Genomic DNA, 16,278 nt, shown 5'->3' on the forward strand with positions numbered 1-16,278 from the left:
CACACCGATTTCATTGGTGGAGCCGAAACGGTTCTTTACACTTCTCAAAATCCGGTAAGAGGCATGCCTGTCCCCTTCAAAATAGAGCACGGTATCCACCATGTGTTCCAGAACTCGGGGACCGGCAACACTTCCGTCCTTCGTCACATGACCTACAATAAATACGGAGATACCGCTGCCCTTTGCGATCTTCATAAGTATGCCTGTGGATTCCCGGACCTGTGAGACACTGCCCGGCGCGGATGATACCTCCTCATTATACATGGTTTGGATAGAGTCAATGATTACTGCCTCAGGCTTCTCATTTTCTATGGTCGTACTGATGGTCTCCAGGTTCGTCTCACAGAGAAGGCGCAGGTTCTCATTAAATTCCCCGATACGCCGTGCCCGCATTTTAATCTGCTGCAGGGATTCCTCCCCTGATATGTAGAGAATCTTATGCCCCAGATCTGAAAGAAGCTTGCACACCTGCAGAAGAAGGGTTGATTTTCCGATACCCGGATCTCCGCCCACCAGAACCATGGAGCCCTGGACCACGCCGCCGCCCAGAACCCGGTCTAATTCATCCATTCCGGTCTTTACCCGGTTGTCCTCACGGATGTCAATCTCGGAGAGCTTCACCGGCTTGCCTGCCCGTCCTCCCGGACTGCCTGCTGTTGCCTGCCCGGAGCTTTTTTTCGCCCCCTGTGAAACAGTCTCCTCCACAAAGGAATTCCACTCCCGGCATCCCGGGCACTGCCCCATCCATTTCGCAGATTCATATCCGCAGTTCTGGCAGAAAAAAACGGTTTTCTTAGCCTTTGCCATATTTTAATCCTTTCTGTTTTCCTTCCGTCAAATTTTCCCGTAAAATTGAAAAAGGGCCGGAGCACCACACTCCGACCCGCTGATTTTTAAACTGCTGCCCGTTCGGACAAAATCCTTTTTACAGTTTCCTGATACTTACAGATACCTGCTCGGACTGCTCAAGCTCAACGCTGAAGGACAGCTTGCCGCCCAGATTTGTCTTCATCTGACCTGCATTTACTCCATCTATGGTAATTGCATACTCTGTATCTTCTTCCAGTTCCACGGTGATCTGCGCATCCTTAGGGCCCTCTACCAGAAAGCTCATGCCATCCTCCACTACATCAAGATCCAGAACTGCAGTTCCCGGAACAGATTCATACACGAACATGCCGTTGCGCTCCAGCTTTGTAATTTCATTATATGTCTTTACTTTATACATATCTCCGTCATGCTCAAAGTCGGAAAGTTTGGATTTTGCTGCCAATTCATAATTTCCAAAGCTGATTTTACCGTTTTCCTCTGTTCGTATTAACTCTTTTACTACTGACATCTCAATGTCCTCCCACTTATGTCTTTCACCGGGGCCTTGATACCCTCGTGCCTTCCGGTGTCTTTGGTTATATTTCTCAATGGAAACCTTATATGCATGTTACCATAATTCGTAATCTTTTTCTAGTCATTCGACGGATTTACCACAAATTTTATTCCCTGTTTAGAAATGCCCAGAGTCACCTCATCGCCCTCTTTAATCTTCCCTTCCAGGATCTCCTCTGCCATGACATCCTCAATCTTGTTCTGGATAGCCCGTTTCAGCGGTCTTGCGCCGTACTTTGGATCAAAACCTTCTTTCGCGATGAGCTCTTTTACGCTGTCCCGCACCTTTAAGGTGATGTTCATCTGGTCCCTGCAGCGTTTGATCAGATCCTTCATGAGGATTCCCACGATCTTCTTGATCTCTTCTTTGTTGAGGGTGTGGAAGACGATGATCTCATCGATACGGTTCAGGAATTCAGGCTTGAACATGCGTTTTACCTCTTCCATTACCCCTTCCTTCATCCTTCTGTAATCCTGCTTTTCATCTTCCACGGCTCCGAATCCCAGCTTTTTCGGCGCTACGATGGCCTGGGCACCTGCGTTGGAGGTCATGATGATGATGGTCTCCTTGAAATCCACTTTCCTTCCCTGGGCATCTGTAATATGGCCGTCGTCCAGCACCTGGAGCAGAATATTGAACACATCCGGATGTGCCTTCTCGATTTCATCGAAAAGGATGACGCTGTAAGGATTCCTGCGGACCTTCTCACTGAACTGGCCACCCTCCTCATAGCCCACATATCCCGGCGGTGAACCGATCAGCTTGGAGACGCTGTGCTTCTCCATATACTCGGACATATCCACACGGATCATGGACTGCTCGCTTCCGAATACCGCCTCTGCCAGCGCTTTTGAAAGCTCTGTCTTTCCTACGCCGGTGGGGCCCAACAGCAGAAAAGAACCAATGGGGCGCTTGGGGTCTTTGAGTCCCACGCGTCCTCTCTTCACCGCTTTTGCCACTGCGGATACTGCTTCATCCTGGCCGATGACACGCCTGTGAAGGATATGCTCCAGACGGGCAAGGCGTTTTGACTCACCTTCCGCCAGCTTTTTGACCGGTATCTTTGTCCAGTCCGACACCACCTCGGCGATGTCCTCTTCCTTTACCACCAGCTTCTTATTCCTGCACTGCTTTTCATACCGCTCACGGGCCTTATTCAGCTCTTCCTCGGCTTTTTCCTGCTCCGCCTGGAGTTCCTTCGCCAAATCAAAATCCTGGGCTTTCACGGCCTCCTCCTTGGCTGCGTAGATGTGGCGGAGATGGTTCTCTGTCTGCACAATACCCTCCGGCGTCTTATAACCGGCAAGCTGAACCTTGGATGCCGCCTCGTCAAGCAGGTCTATGGCCTTATCCGGAAGGAACCTGTCATTGATATACCGAATGCTCATGGTCACGGCTGCCTCTATGGCTGACTCCTCAATGACTGCCCCATGATGCTTTTCATAATAAGGCGCAAGGCCTTTTAAGATTTCCACGGCCTCCTCCTTGGATGGCTCCTCCACCATGACCGGCTGGAATCTCCGCTCCAGTGCAGCGTCCTTTTCAATATATTTTCTGTATTCATCTATGGTCGTGGCGCCGATGAGCTGAATCTCTCCTCTGGAAAGGGATGGTTTCAAAATATTGGACGCATCCAGTGCCCCCTCCGCGCCGCCTGCGCCGATAATAGTGTGCAGCTCGTCGATGAACAGAAGGATTCCCTTATTGTTCATGACTTCCTGTACTACTTTTTTGATTCTCTCTTCAAATTCTCCTCTGTATTTGCTGCCTGCCACCATACCGGACAAATCCAGCACTACCACACGCTTATCCAGCATGTTCTCAGGCACAAGTCCCCACACGATCCGCTGTGCAAGTCCCTCTGTGATGGCAGTCTTGCCCACGCCGGGCTCACCGATCAGGCAGGGGTTGTTCTTGCTTCTCCGGCTCAGGATCTGGATGATCCTTGAAATTTCCTTTTCCCTGCCGATGACAGGGTCCAGTTTCCCGTCTGCAGCCATTTTGGTAAGATCGCGGCTGTATTGGTCCAGGGTGGGTGTCTGGCTTCCGGTGGATGCCTTCATCAGATTGCCGCTCTGCAGATCCTCCTTTGGAATCATTTTATCCTTGCCCATGGCCTTCAGCACATCCAGATAGAGCTGCTGTATATTGATTCCCAGTGTGTGGAGAAGTCTGGTCCCCACACAGTCATATTCCTTCAGCATGGCGATCAGAATATGCTCCGTGCCTATGACGCCGCCGCCGAAATTGCCGGCTTCCTCTCTGGCGTTATCAAGCACCTTCTGTGCCCTCGGTGTATATCCCTGTGGATTTTCAAGTGCCACATCCCCCTGGGGGGCGATCAGTTTATCGATCAGCGCCAGCAGCTTCATCTCCTCCACGCCGGCTTCCGCAAGGACAAGTCCGGCTGTTCCCGCCGTCTCCTTCAGCAGTCCTGCAAGCAGGTGCTCGGTGCCCACATAGTTGTGGCTGCGTCCCTCGGCAGTTTTCTCAGCGGCTTTCAGCGCATTTACTGCCTGCTTTGAATAACGTTCTTTCATGCAAGTCTCCTTATTTTACTCATATTCTTCATAGATTTCATCTATCAGCTCATGGACCTCTGCCCTGGAAATATTCCGGCAGCTTCCTTTTGCCAAAAGAACCCTCAGTTCTTCCTTCATCTCCTCCAGGGCACGTATCTTATCCGCATCTATGGAAATGACAGCGCCTCTTCTCCTGTCGATCGTGACAAACCCCTCCTGCTTTAAAACCGAGTAGGCTTTATTTACCGTATGCATGTTAATGCCTATGGTGTCAGCCAGTTGTCTGACAGAAGGAAGATTTTCACCCTCCTGAAGCTTGGAGGTGGCAATTCCCAAAATAATCTGATTACACAGCTGAACGTAGATTGCTTCCTCACTGTTGAAATCGATCTCTATCAACATCCTTCCACCTGCTTTCTCTTTTGGAATTTGTTATATATAGGATAGCACAAATAAAGACGTTGTTCAAGTGGATGGGCAAAAAAAGGAAACGCCCGGCGTATGCGGCGTTTCCTTTTCCTTTGTATCAATTGCTTTCCTTTTATGCCTCGTCGATTGCTTTGCCGATGTCACTGCGCATGTATTTGTTGTCAAAATCGATCCACTGTACTGCCTTGTACGCATTGGCACGGGCTTCCTTCAGGTCTGCTCCCTTTGCGGTCACTCCCAGCACACGGCCTCCGTTTGTAACGATCTCACCGTCTTTGAAGGCAGTTCCGGCGTGGAACACATAGTAACCGTCCTTGTCTTTGAAGGTATCCAGCCCCTTGATGGGATATCCCTTCTCATAAGATACCGGATATCCGTCAGAAGCCAGAACCACGCAGACTGCTGCATTATCCTCAAACTGCAGGTCGATCTCATCCAGCCTGCCGTCCACACATGCCTCGAACACTTCCACAATGTCATTTTTCAGTCTCGGAATGACAACCTGTGCTTCCGGATCTCCAAAACGCGCATTGTATTCCAGAACTTTTGGCCCCTTCTCTGTGAGCATGAGTCCGAAGAAAATAATTCCCTTGAACTCTCTTCCCTCAGAAGCCATTGCGTCCACAGTGGCCTGATAGATGTATTTTTCACAGAAATCATCCACTTCCTTTGTATAGAAAGGACTTGGGGAGAAGGTTCCCATGCCGCCTGTATTCAGGCCCTGGTCTCCGTCTTTTGCGCGCTTGTGGTCCTGAGCGGAAGTCATGGTCTTGATCGTCTTGCCATCCACAAAGGAGAGCACAGACACTTCACGGCCTGTCATGAACTCCTCCACAACCAGTGTGTTGCCTGCGGAGCCGAATTTTTTATCCAGCATAATGGTTTTGACGCCTTCCTCTGCCTCCTCCAGGGTGTTGCAGATCAGCACGCCTTTTCCAAGCGCAAGGCCGTCCGCCTTCAGAACAATGGGGAACTCAGCCTTTTCACGCAGATACTTTAAGGAGTCCTCTGCATCCTCAAAATTCTCATAGCCCGCTGTAGGGATATTGTATTTTTTCATCAGGTCTTTTGAAAATGCCTTGGAGCCTTCCAGAATGGCGGCATTTTTTCTCGGGCCGAATACACGCAGACCCTCTCTCTCAAATACATCTACAACACCGCCTACCAGCGGGTCATCCATTCCCACAACTGTAAGGTCAATAGCGTTTTCCTTAGCAAATGCAGCCAGCTTTTCAAATTCCATGGCTTTTATATCTACACACTGGGCATACTCCGCAATTCCCGCATTGCCCGGTGCACAGTAAATCTTGTCCACTTTGGGGCTCTGTGCCACTTTCCATGCAATGGCATGCTCTCTTCCGCCGCTTCCGATAATTAATACTTTCATATTGCGCCTCTTCCTTCCGTTCACTCTTTTGTTTTCACAATACCGTCTTCCACAATTATCCTGCCGTTTGCGATCAGATCAATGGCTTTTGGCATAATGACCCACTCTGCCTCCTCCATGACTCTTCTCTGCAGGATTTCCGGGGTATCCCCTTCTTTTACTTCCACTGCTTTCTGCAGAATGATCGGGCCTGTGTCTGTACCCTCGTCCACAAAATGTACCGTGGCACCCGTCACTTTCGCACCTCTTTTTAAGACAGCTTCATGGACTTTGAGCCCGTAATAGCCGGTTCCGCAAAAAGCAGGAATCAGTGCAGGATGGATGTTGATGATCTTATTCGGAAAAGCTTTTACCATGATCTCGGGGATCACCACAAGGCAGCCTGCAAGAACGACCAGATCCGGCTTGTAGGACTGCAGGGTCTCAAGAAGCGCCTGATTGAAGGCTGCTCTGTTCTCATAGTTTTTCGGGGATACGCACAGCGCGTCAATTCCATGTGTTTTGGCGCGCTCCAGCGCATAGGCGCCGGGATTGTTGCTGATAACCACGGAAATCTCCGCATTCGTAATTGTTTTCTTGTCAATGGCATCTATTATGGCCTGCAGGTTTGTACCGCCGCCGGATACCAGAACTGCCAGTCTCAGCATTGTCTTACCAGCCTTTCTCCATGAGTTGAAAGCCCGCAGACTGCCTGTCTATGCAGGAATCTGCGGGAACTTATCATACTACACTAATTTAACGTCTTTGTCTCCTGCCTCGATGCGTCCGATGACATAGGGCGTCTCGCCTGCTGCCTTTACAGCTTCCATGGTCTTCTCCACATCTGCCGCGTCCACAGCCATCACCATACCGATACCCATGTTGTAGGTGTTGTACATCATTTTCTCGTCAATCTCACCTTTTTTCGCCATCAAAGTGAAGATCGGAGGGATTGGGTAGCTGTCCTTTTCGATCACTGCGCATACGCCGTCTTTCAGCATTCTGGGCACGTTCTCATAGAATCCGCCGCCTGTGATATGGCTGCAGCCCTTGATGCGGACGCCGGCTTCCTTTACGCTTCTCAATGCCTTAACATAGATCTTAGTCGGTGCGATCAGTGCCTCACCCAGGGTTTTGCCCAGCTCGTCATAGTAAGTGTCCAGAGACTCTTTTGTCATGTCGAACACTTTTCTCACAAGGGAAAATCCATTGCTGTGCACACCGGAGGACGCCATGCCCACAAGTACATCGCCGTCTTTTAACTCCTTGCCTGTGATCAGGTCTTTTTCATCTACAACGCCCACAGCAAATCCTGCCAGGTCATATTCATCTTCCGGATAGAATCCGGGCATCTCTGCTGTCTCACCGCCGATGAGGGCTGCATTTGACTGCTCACAGCCTGCCGCCACACCTTTGACGATCTCAGCGATCTTTTCCGGGTAGTTCTTGCCGCAGGCAATATAATCCAGGAAAAACAGCGGTTCTCCGCCTGCGCACGCGATATCATTTACGCACATAGCCACACAGTCAATTCCCACTGTGTCATGCTTATCCATTATGAAAGCCAGTTTCAGCTTGGTACCCACACCGTCTGTTCCTGATACCAGAGTCGGTTTCTCCATGTTCTTAAATGCATCCATGGAAAAGGCACCGGAAAATCCACCGATATTGGTGAGCACTTCCGGTCTCATGGTCTTTTTAATGTGTTCCTTCATCAACTCTACTGATTTGTAGCCTGCTTCAATATCTACACCGGCATTCTTGTAATCCATTTTCATCCTCCAAAGGTTCTGTATTAATATTCGTAACTATTCAGCCAGCTGAATCGTTACGGGTATTCGCCCATTAAAAATCGCTTCGCGATGGGGCGAATACCTGCCGCCACTACTCTTTTGCACGGTCAGCGCAGTAAATGCGCAGACCTGACTAAACAGTTACTAATATTCTTTATATCCAACTTCCTGCAGTCTTGCATCTTTTGCAACGACCTGGTCTTTCAGCTCTTCTTTATAGTCTTTTAACTTCTGCAGCAGTTCCGGGTCGGAAGTTGCTAAAATCTTGGCTGCCAGAATACCGGCATTGGCTCCTCCGTTGATTGCAACTGTTGCAACCGGAATTCCGGACGGCATCTGTACGATGGAATACAGGGAGTCTCTTCCTCCTAAAGATGTGGTGTGCATGGGGATACCGATTACCGGCATGGGGAAAATCGCTGCACACATGCCTGGAAGGTGAGCTGCCATTCCTGCACCTGCAATGATGACTTTGAAATCTTTCTCCTCCGCTGTCTTTGCGTACTCAAAGAACACATCCGGTTCTCTGTGAGCTGAAATGATCTTCATCTCATACTCGATTCCAAATTTTTCCAACATGTCTGCTGCTTTTTTCATAACAGGCATATCGGAGTCACTTCCCATAACAATTCCAACTTTTGCCATGACTTTATCTCCTTTATTTTTGAATTTTGTTGTTGCTGGATTACGGGAATGCCAGAAGCAGTCCCGTGATAACAAGCTGTGCCCCGAAGATTTGCGGACCACAACGCTTACTTTCATCTTTACAGAACAATTTTACATAGAGTTCTAAATATTGTCAACCTCATATCTCATTTTTGATGGCAGCTTATAGGGGAAAAAGGCGGATTTTCACATAAAAAGGAAGCCGTTTTTCTCCGGCTTCCCAAAAATGTACAGGCTGCAGCCAAAAGTACAAGTCTTTCTCTGTCCTGTCAGTGTGAAATCTCTGCGCTGTCGGGGTTCATGGTATCTCCCTCGTATGTAACGGTAACCGTATCCCCAATCTGGTAAGAATCATCAAAACCGGAGAGTATGCCTGTGTCAAATCCGTAGACACCGCCGTCCGCTTCCATAATTCCCAGGGTGGAACCACTGATATCCTGAATGATACCGGTCACGGTCTGCGGGCCTCCGGGTTCTTCTGTACTATCATCCGTATCATCAGTGCCGGCAGTGTTATCCTCACTGTCAACATTTTCTACCTGTCCAGACGCTTCCTCCCCGGTATTGTATTCCTGCTGCCCGGATATTCCCGCGCCGGATTGGGCATCTGTCCCCTCTTCCTTCTTCGGCGATGCATCTTCTTGCTCCCCGTCCCCGGAAGTATCCGGCTTTTTCACTGGCTTTACCACCGTCTGCTCTTTTCTGTCCTTCGTTTTCTCTGTCCCATCCACCCCAGCCTCTGTCTTTTTTTGTGTATCTTTATCCTCCGCTTCGTTTTTTCCACATCCTGCCCCAAGTACGGATACTGCGAGCAGCCCTGCAAGCACAATTGCCGCTATACGTTTCTTCATAAATATTACTCCCCTTTTTCCCATGTAAATATTTGTCTCACAACATCTTCTTCCTCATTATACTGCACAAACAAAAGCAGAAAGCAAAATGTACATAATCGTCGTGATTTTTGACATAATCGTACAGAAATACATGTTTTTTTACAAAAGGAGGGCCGGGTCCGACATCTGCGGCCCGGCGTATGAAAAAGAAACATCACTCATCCAGCACCCGGTTCAGTTCCTCAGTCCCCGGCAGTACAAAACGGCTGTCTTTTATGATCGGTATCCGGCTGCCGTCCCTTTTCACCGCTGTGATCTCTCCCAGCTCCTCATAAGGAATGGTAATATCCGTATGGCATCCGAAGTAGGCTTTGCCCGCATCGATCCTTCTTAAAACAGACACTTCATTGTCCCTGGCAATGATCTCTTTCCCGTCGGGATTATACACTGCGGTATCCTCAGACCAGCTGTAGCAAGTATCACCCACTGCAAAGTGCGGTCCCATCTTCTCCGCAATGAGAATAGGCAGAATGTCCTCAATCCGGTATTTCTTAGCCATCACATAGGCCGTGGTGTTGGTGCCGATGGCAAATTCCCCCAAGGGCAGCATATCGTGGTGGAACAGGATATTTTCCTTAATATAATCCCTGTTCTCCTCCTCTGTCTCAAAATTGGCGCAGATATAATCTGAAACTTTCCCATCCCGGAAAGTTATCTCCAGATTCCTGTAATACAAGCCGTCCAGATACACGCCTGACACGTGCAGCACACCGTTCGTTCCATGAAGAACCGGGCTTGTGAAGACTTCCCCCACAGGGATGTTCACATCTGCCAAACAGTTTTCAAAATTCGTCTGTTTTTCCGGATCTGTAAGGTCATGGAGGCGCACCGTCATATCCGTCCGGTTGCCGCCCCTGCCCTTGATCCTGACCTCGCACCCTTCATCCAGGGCATCAATAAGCTTCTGCTGGATTCCCTGATACAGACGATAGTCAAGGGTGTTCAGGCGCACGGTTTCCCGGAAAATATCCCCGAATTTCTCACCTATCTCACAGACCGGATAGGCAATGATGGTAAAGCTGCGCTCTTCCCCCTTGATATAGCGGTTCACGATCTGTCCCGCCTCATTGTCATAGACCACCTGCAGTTTCTGCTGGTGGGATGACAGGGAAAAGGCCTCCTTTTTACTCACGGGAGTAAAAGGTGTTTCCCCGAAGGTCTCTATAACAGCCGGGCCTCCGTGGGTATTGGCAAGGTCTTTTACCTGCTCATAAGCCACCTGCATAACACGGAGCTTACGCTGTACAAACTCCTGGTTCAAAAACAGCGCCGCGTCATCCTTGTGGTCATAATCATACTGTTTATTTGGAATTGCCCCGTAATAGCCAATCCTGTGGTGCTGCTTTTTATTCACCGCATGGACGGCGCTCCGGTAAATCACAGGCTTTAATCCCATGTCCTCAAACTGGCGGACAGCCGCCCTTACCATGCGCTCAAAACCAAGCTGATAACGGATATTCACACTGTTCTTTTTGGAAATGTCTTTTCTCCCGTTGACAAACCCGATCCTGTAACCTTCTGTAAAGGTACGGGCCATGGCCTCTGTCTCCTCCTCAGAAAAACGGTTCAGATATTCTGCCATGGCGATTTCATTCTCTGTCACATATTCCCCGTACTTATACAAATATCTGGAATCTGTAAGGTCACTGTCACAGACAATGCGCACAGCAAAATCAAGAGAAGGGTCCACCGCTTCCCGGATTCTTCTCCCAACCATCTCCTCACTGTAATCACTCACATACCAGTACAGGGTATCTCTTATCTCCTGCGCAGGCACTGTCGGCTCCTCCAGCAAATTGTAGATCTGCACATAAAGTTCCATGAGCACCGTCATATCAAAGAGGCGGTCCTCATAGGCATAGACAACGATCCCCCGCACCTCTGCTGCCAGAAAGGAAAGAAGCCTTCCGTACTCCTCCTGGAGCATGCGCACCGCATAAGCCGGATTTGCGTAAGATGTCTCATAAGCTCCGGGCAGTATCCTGCCGTAAAGCTCCTCATTGTTCTTCTGAAGTTCTGAAAGGGCAGCATGTTCCAGCCATCCTTCCCTGATCTTCTCATGAAGGGTGAGCACATAATTCAAGTAGGATGTCATCTCATGAAAAAATCCGCAAAATCTCTCCGGCACATCCATCTCCTGCTGCATTTCCCGGATTCTTCCCTTCACCAGTTCAAAACGTTCCTCCAAAAATGTATCTCTACTCATCTCTCAGATTTCCTTTTTCCACATTTTTGTCAAGAATGCCGTTCACATACTCCATCAGCAGCGCAGAGCCCTGTGCGGTTCCCGCATTCCTTTTCATGACCTGTGATCTCTTGATCTCATGCTCTCTCCAGGACTTGCCGTCTGTGGCGTCATTGAGCATCAGAGGCTGCACACAGTCAAGGGAGTGGGCGAATTTTGCCTCCGGTGTCTCGGAAGCCTCAAACTCCTCCCACAGATCCATCATCTTCTCCGCTTGGTCCTCCGGCAGCAGCCCGAAAATGCGTTTTGCCGCCTTCACCTCACGCTCCCGCTTATCCAGATGGCCGGCATCGTCATAGGCATAGGTATCCCCTGCGTCAATCTCTACAATATCGTGTATGAGAACCATGAGCATGGTCCTGGCAATATCAATCTTCTCATTGGCGTGCTCTGACAGAAGTGCTGCCATCAGCGCCAGATGCCAGGAGTGCTCTGCGTCATTCTCCCTGCGGATTCCGTCTGACAGGTAAGTCTGGCGGCGGACAAATTTACTCTTGTCAACCTCCAGCATAAATTCCATCTGTTTTTTTAATCTATCGTCCATATTTCCTCCTTATGAGATTCCCACCAAAAAAAGCGCAATCCAGATGACCATCAGCACGCCGTTGGCCACGGAACCGATCTTGCTGTAAAGAAATGCACGGTTCTGTTCCGAAAAGCTTTTCAGCCCCAGAATAAACCCGTATACGGACAAGCCAAGAGCCAGGATTCCCATAGCTCCCAGATACATGCCGCCCTGTCCACTCATGACCAGGGAACAGATTGCTGCTCCAAAAAACAGCAGGCCGGACATCAGCGCCAGAATAGAGGATTCCACTCCGCCTCTGGTATGTCTTTTTTTTGTAAATGAATATTTATAGCGTTTTTTTGCCATGCTGTCTCCTCCTGTTTTTTCTATATATATAATGGCTCACGGCAAAAAGGATATATCCAAGTGCCGCACCAGTTGTATTCAAAATCATATCGTCCACATCAAAACATCCCAGCTTCGTGATAAGCTGTATGGTTTCCACGCAAAGGCTCAATGCAAAACCGGAAAAAGTGATAAAAAAGAATCCCCTTGCATTTCTGCAAATGATGGGAAGAATCAGGCCAAAAGGAACAAAACCTATTACATTTCCAAACAGATTGGATACCACTGCTAAGACTCCAAGCTGCTCTTTGTAAATCCAGAATCTTCTGATTTCCTGTAAAGGCGTCAGGTTGTAGTGGTATTCCCTCTGGGCAAACTCCACCCCGCTGAACCGCTCCGCGAAAAACAGGAAATAAATAAGCGCAAGTATATAAATCAGGAACAACACGGTTCCTGCCGCTTTGATTTTCCTTTTTGTTTTATTTTTCAATGTTCTAAACTCCTATTGCATAGTCTCTCCTATGTATGAAGAAGAGGGCCGCCTAAAACGCCCTCTTCCCTATTCTTGTGTTGTTCTGTCCGGCTAGAATGTGATCTCACTTCTTTTTCTTAAAAGTTTTGTTCCGTTGATAATAAGCATAACACCGCTGACAATTCCTGTAACTGCAGCGACAATTCCCAGTACCAGAGAGGTAACTCCGGCACGTGACATAGTCTTATAGATCTTTTCGTTCATCCAGCACACTTCCTTCCGTCCCGACAAAGTCAGATGATTATTGTTTACTCGTTTGCGCCATATTTCTCATAATATGCATCAATGGCTGCTTTCATCTTATCATCAATGATAACTTTTCCTTTGTACTCTTTGTTGTACAGATGCTCCACAACCTCCTCCATGGTTACAATGGCTGTTGTGGCAAGTCCGTACTTCTCTTCAATCTCTTTAAGTGCGCTCTTCTCGCCCTGTCCCCGCTCCATGCGGTCCACAGATACCACAAGGCCGATGGGGCTTACATTGCCCTGCGCCCTGATAATGGGTAGTGTCTCTGCGATAGAGGTGCCTGCTGTTGTCACGTCCTCGATGATGACCACCTTATCGCCGTCCTCAATAGGGCTTCCCAGAAGGATTCCCTTATCCCCATGGTCCTTTACTTCTTTCCTGTTGGAGCAGTAGCGGATATCTTTTCCGTAAAACTCACTGATCGCCATGGTTGCTGCTACTGTCAGCGGTATTCCCTTGTAGGCAGGTCCGAACAATACGTCAAAGTCAAATCCGAACTTGTCCGCAATGGCTCTGGCATAATATTCTCCCAGCTTGCGAAGCTGTGCTCCTGTTCTATAAAATCCGGTGTTTACGAAAAACGGGGTGTTCCGTCCGCTCTTTGTGACGAAGTCTCCGAATTTCAGCACCTGGCAGTCCACCATAAATTCAATAAATTCCTGTTTGTACGCTTCCATCGAATTTCCTCCTAGTTTTCTCTTCCCGTTTATTCTACCACACCAATCAGGGATTGAATATCCTGAATTTTATTTTTCTTCATATAATCTTCAATCCCCCGGACTGTCTCCACTGTTGCATAGGGGTTGGTGAAATTAGCTGTTCCTATGGACACGGCTGTGGCGCCGGCCAGGATAAATTCCAGAGCATCCTCAGCACTGCAGATGCCGCCCATGCCTATGATGGGCAGTTTTACCGCACGTGCTGTCTGGTAGACCATGCGGACAGCCACAGGTTTTAAACAGGGACCTGACATACCGCCTGTCTTGTTTGCCAGTGCAAACGTTCTCTTATTGATATCTATCTTCATGCCGGTCAGTGTGTTGATCAGGGAAAGCACATCCGCGCCGCCTGCCTCTGCGGCCTTGGCCATCTCTGTAATATCTGTCACATTTGGGCTGAGTTTCATGATAACCGGCTGTTTTGCATGCTTCTTTACTTCCCTGGTGATGGCTTCCACTGCTTTGGGATCCTGTCCGAATGCAATGCCGCCTTCCTTCACGTTAGGGCAGGAGATATTGATCTCCAGCATATCCACATCTTCCCCGGCCAGACGCTCCACTACTTCACAGTATTCCTCTGTACTCTTTCCGCATACATTGACAATGATCTTTGTATCATATTTTTTCAGGAAAGGGATGTCTCTCTCGCAGAACACGTCAATACCGGGATTCTGCAGGCCGATGGCGTTCAACATGCCGCAGGAAGTCTCCGCGATACGCGGTGTGGGATTGCCCGGCCAGGGTACACTTGCCACACCCTTTGTGACAACAGCACCAAGGCAGCTCAAATCCACAAATTCGCTGTATTCTGCCCCGGAGCCAAAGGTTCCTGAGGCTGTCATAACAGGATTCTTCAGTTCCACACCTGCCAGATTCACTTTTGTATTCATCAAAGCTCTACCTCCGTGCTCAAAAATACCGGGCCGTCCTTGCAGATTCTCTTGTTATGCACATGGGAGTGTCCGTCCACTTCCTTTGACTGACAGACACAGGCCAGACAGGCACCGATTCCGCATGCCATCTTCTCCTCCAGGGAGATATAGCATGTTATTTTCTTTTCCTCTGCATAGGCCTTCACAGCCCGCAGCATGGGGGTCGGGCCGCAGGCAAGGATGACTTCCGGCTCTATATGGTTCTCACGGATGGCATCCATAACATTGCCTTTCGTACCAACACTTCCATCCTCTGTTGTGATAAAAAGCCTTCCCGCTGCCTCCAGCTCTTTTACGAGGAAGAGGTCTGCGCTTCGGTAACCGGATATGATGGTCACATCCGCATCCGCCTCTTTGGCAGTCTGCAGCATAGGGGGCACGCCGATGCCGCCGCTCATCATGAGCACGCGTTTTCCCCTGATCTCCTCCATCGGGAACCCATTGCCCAGAGGTCCCAGTATATCCAGAGTGTCACCTGCACAGGCTTTTGAAAATTCCTCTGTTCCTTTGCCAACTGTTCTGTATACGATCCGCAGGCTTCCCGCTTCTCTGTCTATCTCACACAGGCTGATGGGGCGGGGCAGCATTCTGCTCTGGTCCCTGCTGTAGACAGAGATAAACTGTCCCGGTTTGGCGACTGCCGCAATCTCTTCTGCTGCCAGCCACATGCTGTACACACCCTCAGCCAGCTTCTCCTGCCGGATCACTGTACTTGTTATCTTTGCTTTTGCCATGGTCCTCTCCTTATTTTACAGCCTTAAGAGCGCCGTCAATGTCTGCGATCATATCTTCCACTGCTCTGCGGGATGCATCCGCGAAATTCGCTTCGCCGATTTCGGCGTATTTTTCCTGCTTGTAGGCAGCAATAATACCGCGGGAGGAATTTACAATGGCTCCCAGGCCGTCTTCATTAAAGAAATGCACCAGGTCTTTTCCCTGTCCGCCCTGGGCACCGTATCCCGGAACCAAGATGTAGGCTTTCGGCATGATCCGGCGAAGGATCTTACCCATCTCGGGATAAGTGGCACCTACCACGGCACCGATATAGCTGTATGAATCGCCCATGCATTCCTGACCCCACTCGGCAACTTTTTCTCCCACCAGTTCATAGAGCGGTCTTCCGTTTACTAACTGGTCCTGGAACTCCCCGCTGGACGGATTGGAGGTCTTTACAAGGATGAAAAGACCTTTTTTCTCCTTTTTACACACATCAATAAACGGGTTCACACCGTCTGATCCCAGATACGGATTCACAGTCACAAAATCCTCATCAAATCCGGCGTACTCCTTGCTGCCCACCTGAACCCTGCCGATGTGGCCGGCTGCGTAAGCGGCAGATGTGGAACCGATATCACCGCGCTTGATATCACCGATGACAACCAGGTCCTTTTCTTTACAGTAATCCACTGTCTTCTTAAAAGCCATAAGACCCGGGATACCAAACTGCTCATACATGGCGATCTGCGGTTTTACTGCCGGAATCAGGTCATGGGTGGCGTCCACAATTGCTTTATTGAACTGCCAGACAGCTTCTGCCGCCCCTTCCAGGGTCTCGCCGCACTCTTTGAATGCAGCATCCTGGATGTGTTTCGGAATATAATTGAGCATAGGGTCCAGACCCACCACGATAGGTGCGTGGGTCTTCCTGATCTTCTCTGTAAGTTTATTAATCATGATTTTTCCTCCGTGAGTGAA

18 protein-coding genes (1 of these 18 only partly in view) are annotated in these 16,278 nt (G+C 49.2%); all 18 read right to left on the bottom strand.

The annotated features are described in order from the left end of the window. Window positions 1–807, bottom strand: the 5' portion of a protein-coding gene (gene radA, locus LC508_RS08595) for a DNA repair protein RadA (RefSeq protein ID WP_033144210.1). It extends 570 nt beyond the left edge of the window; the window shows 807 of its 1,377 coding nt (coding positions 1–807); the start codon lies at window positions 805–807; the stop codon falls past the left edge of the window. Window positions 808–925: 118 nt separating this feature from the next. After that, window positions 926–1,339, bottom strand: coding sequence for a hypothetical protein (locus tag LC508_RS08600; RefSeq protein ID WP_033144211.1), 414 nt, complete (start codon window positions 1,337–1,339; stop codon window positions 926–928). 122 nt (window positions 1,340–1,461) lie between these two features. After that, window positions 1,462–3,924: an ATP-dependent Clp protease ATP-binding subunit gene (locus LC508_RS08605; protein ID WP_103732514.1), complete on the bottom strand. Its 2,463-nt coding sequence runs from the start codon at window positions 3,922–3,924 to the stop codon at window positions 1,462–1,464. Window positions 3,925–3,939: 15 nt separating this feature from the next. Further along, window positions 3,940–4,308, bottom strand: coding sequence for a GntR family transcriptional regulator (locus tag LC508_RS08610; protein ID WP_033144213.1), 369 nt, complete (start codon window positions 4,306–4,308; stop codon window positions 3,940–3,942). Window positions 4,309–4,447: 139 nt separating this feature from the next. Beyond that, window positions 4,448–5,722 (bottom strand): phosphoribosylamine--glycine ligase, encoded by a 1,275-nt coding sequence (gene purD, locus LC508_RS08615; RefSeq protein ID WP_103732513.1) that lies wholly within the window; start codon window positions 5,720–5,722, stop codon window positions 4,448–4,450. 20 nt (window positions 5,723–5,742) lie between these two features. Then, complete coding sequence (gene purN / locus LC508_RS08620) at window positions 5,743–6,369, bottom strand: phosphoribosylglycinamide formyltransferase (protein ID WP_033144215.1); 627 nt, start codon at window positions 6,367–6,369, stop codon at window positions 5,743–5,745. 78 nt (window positions 6,370–6,447) lie between these two features. After that, window positions 6,448–7,473: a phosphoribosylformylglycinamidine cyclo-ligase gene (gene purM, locus LC508_RS08625; protein WP_103732512.1), complete on the bottom strand. Its 1,026-nt coding sequence runs from the start codon at window positions 7,471–7,473 to the stop codon at window positions 6,448–6,450. A gap of 165 nt (window positions 7,474–7,638) precedes the next feature. Continuing rightward, complete coding sequence (gene purE / locus LC508_RS08630) at window positions 7,639–8,139, bottom strand: 5-(carboxyamino)imidazole ribonucleotide mutase (protein WP_033140980.1); 501 nt, start codon at window positions 8,137–8,139, stop codon at window positions 7,639–7,641. Window positions 8,140–8,429: 290 nt separating this feature from the next. Then, the gene (locus LC508_RS08635; protein ID WP_146051786.1) at window positions 8,430–9,011 is read right to left on the bottom strand and encodes a hypothetical protein; all 582 of its coding nucleotides are present in this window, start codon (window positions 9,009–9,011) and stop codon (window positions 8,430–8,432) included. Window positions 9,012–9,207: 196 nt separating this feature from the next. Beyond that, window positions 9,208–11,259, bottom strand: a complete 2,052-nt coding sequence (locus LC508_RS08640) for an aminopeptidase (protein ID WP_033140978.1) — start codon at window positions 11,257–11,259, stop codon at window positions 9,208–9,210. After that, on the bottom strand, window positions 11,252–11,842 hold the full coding sequence (locus tag LC508_RS08645) for an HD domain-containing protein (protein WP_033140977.1): 591 nt from the start codon (window positions 11,840–11,842) through the stop codon (window positions 11,252–11,254). Before LC508_RS08645 ends, LC508_RS08640 begins: the two co-directional genes overlap by 8 nt. A gap of 9 nt (window positions 11,843–11,851) precedes the next feature. Next, entirely contained in the window at window positions 11,852–12,172 is a 321-nt protein-coding gene (locus tag LC508_RS08650) for a DUF6142 family protein (protein WP_033140976.1), read from the bottom strand. Continuing rightward, window positions 12,153–12,641 (bottom strand): VanZ family protein, encoded by a 489-nt coding sequence (locus LC508_RS08655; RefSeq protein ID WP_033140975.1) that lies wholly within the window; start codon window positions 12,639–12,641, stop codon window positions 12,153–12,155. The genes LC508_RS08650 and LC508_RS08655 overlap by 20 nt, the downstream gene beginning before the upstream one ends. Before the next feature lie 93 nt (window positions 12,642–12,734). Continuing rightward, window positions 12,735–12,887 (bottom strand): hypothetical protein, encoded by a 153-nt coding sequence (locus LC508_RS08660; protein ID WP_181014597.1) that lies wholly within the window; start codon window positions 12,885–12,887, stop codon window positions 12,735–12,737. A gap of 44 nt (window positions 12,888–12,931) precedes the next feature. Beyond that, window positions 12,932–13,609 carry an orotate phosphoribosyltransferase gene (pyrE, locus tag LC508_RS08665; RefSeq protein WP_103733261.1) on the bottom strand — a complete coding sequence of 226 codons (678 nt, stop codon included), beginning with the start codon at window positions 13,607–13,609 and terminating at the stop codon, window positions 12,932–12,934. 29 nt (window positions 13,610–13,638) lie between these two features. Further along, complete coding sequence (locus LC508_RS08670) at window positions 13,639–14,541, bottom strand: dihydroorotate dehydrogenase (protein WP_181014480.1); 903 nt, start codon at window positions 14,539–14,541, stop codon at window positions 13,639–13,641. Then, window positions 14,541–15,317, bottom strand: coding sequence for a dihydroorotate dehydrogenase electron transfer subunit (locus LC508_RS08675; RefSeq protein WP_225305351.1), 777 nt, complete (start codon window positions 15,315–15,317; stop codon window positions 14,541–14,543). Before LC508_RS08675 ends, LC508_RS08670 begins: the two co-directional genes overlap by 1 nt. Window positions 15,318–15,327: 10 nt before the next feature. Next, complete coding sequence (gene pyrF / locus LC508_RS08680) at window positions 15,328–16,257, bottom strand: orotidine-5'-phosphate decarboxylase (protein WP_033140970.1); 930 nt, start codon at window positions 16,255–16,257, stop codon at window positions 15,328–15,330. Window positions 16,258–16,278 lie beyond the last annotated feature (21 nt).

It is taken from the genome of Blautia parvula (assembly GCF_020215665.1).
GTDB lineage: Bacteria > Bacillota > Clostridia > Lachnospirales > Lachnospiraceae > Blautia > Blautia celeris.

Excerpts from the sequence above, each read along its gene's own strand:
- LC508_RS08610 (WP_033144213.1), bottom strand. The coding sequence starts at position 4,308 with ATGTTGATAGAGATCGATTTCAACAGTGAGGAAGCAATCTACGTTCAG.
- LC508_RS08670 (WP_181014480.1), bottom strand. The coding sequence starts at position 14,541 with ATGAATACAAAAGTGAATCTGGCAGGTGTGGAACTGAAGAATCCTGTT.
- pyrE (WP_103733261.1), bottom strand. The coding sequence starts at position 13,609 with ATGGAAGCGTACAAACAGGAATTTATTGAATTTATGGTGGACTGCCAG.
- purN (WP_033144215.1), bottom strand. The coding sequence starts at position 6,369 with ATGCTGAGACTGGCAGTTCTGGTATCCGGCGGCGGTACAAACCTGCAG.
- LC508_RS08660 (WP_181014597.1), bottom strand. The coding sequence starts at position 12,887 with ATGAACGAAAAGATCTATAAGACTATGTCACGTGCCGGAGTTACCTCT.
- purM (WP_103732512.1), bottom strand. The coding sequence starts at position 7,473 with ATGGATTACAAGAATGCCGGTGTAGATATTGAAGCAGGCTACAAATCA.
- purE (WP_033140980.1), bottom strand. The coding sequence starts at position 8,139 with ATGGCAAAAGTTGGAATTGTTATGGGAAGTGACTCCGATATGCCTGTT.
- LC508_RS08605 (WP_103732514.1), bottom strand. The coding sequence starts at position 3,924 with ATGAAAGAACGTTATTCAAAGCAGGCAGTAAATGCGCTGAAAGCCGCT.
- LC508_RS08645 (WP_033140977.1), bottom strand. The coding sequence starts at position 11,842 with ATGGACGATAGATTAAAAAAACAGATGGAATTTATGCTGGAGGTTGAC.
- purD (WP_103732513.1), bottom strand. The coding sequence starts at position 5,722 with ATGAAAGTATTAATTATCGGAAGCGGCGGAAGAGAGCATGCCATTGCA.
- pyrF (WP_033140970.1), bottom strand. The coding sequence starts at position 16,257 with ATGATTAATAAACTTACAGAGAAGATCAGGAAGACCCACGCACCTATC.
- LC508_RS08640 (WP_033140978.1), bottom strand. The coding sequence starts at position 11,259 with ATGAGTAGAGATACATTTTTGGAGGAACGTTTTGAACTGGTGAAGGGA.
- LC508_RS08635 (WP_146051786.1), bottom strand. The coding sequence starts at position 9,011 with ATGAAGAAACGTATAGCGGCAATTGTGCTTGCAGGGCTGCTCGCAGTA.
- LC508_RS08600 (WP_033144211.1), bottom strand. The coding sequence starts at position 1,339 with ATGTCAGTAGTAAAAGAGTTAATACGAACAGAGGAAAACGGTAAAATC.
- LC508_RS08650 (WP_033140976.1), bottom strand. The coding sequence starts at position 12,172 with ATGGCAAAAAAACGCTATAAATATTCATTTACAAAAAAAAGACATACC.
- LC508_RS08675 (WP_225305351.1), bottom strand. The coding sequence starts at position 15,317 with ATGGCAAAAGCAAAGATAACAAGTACAGTGATCCGGCAGGAGAAGCTG.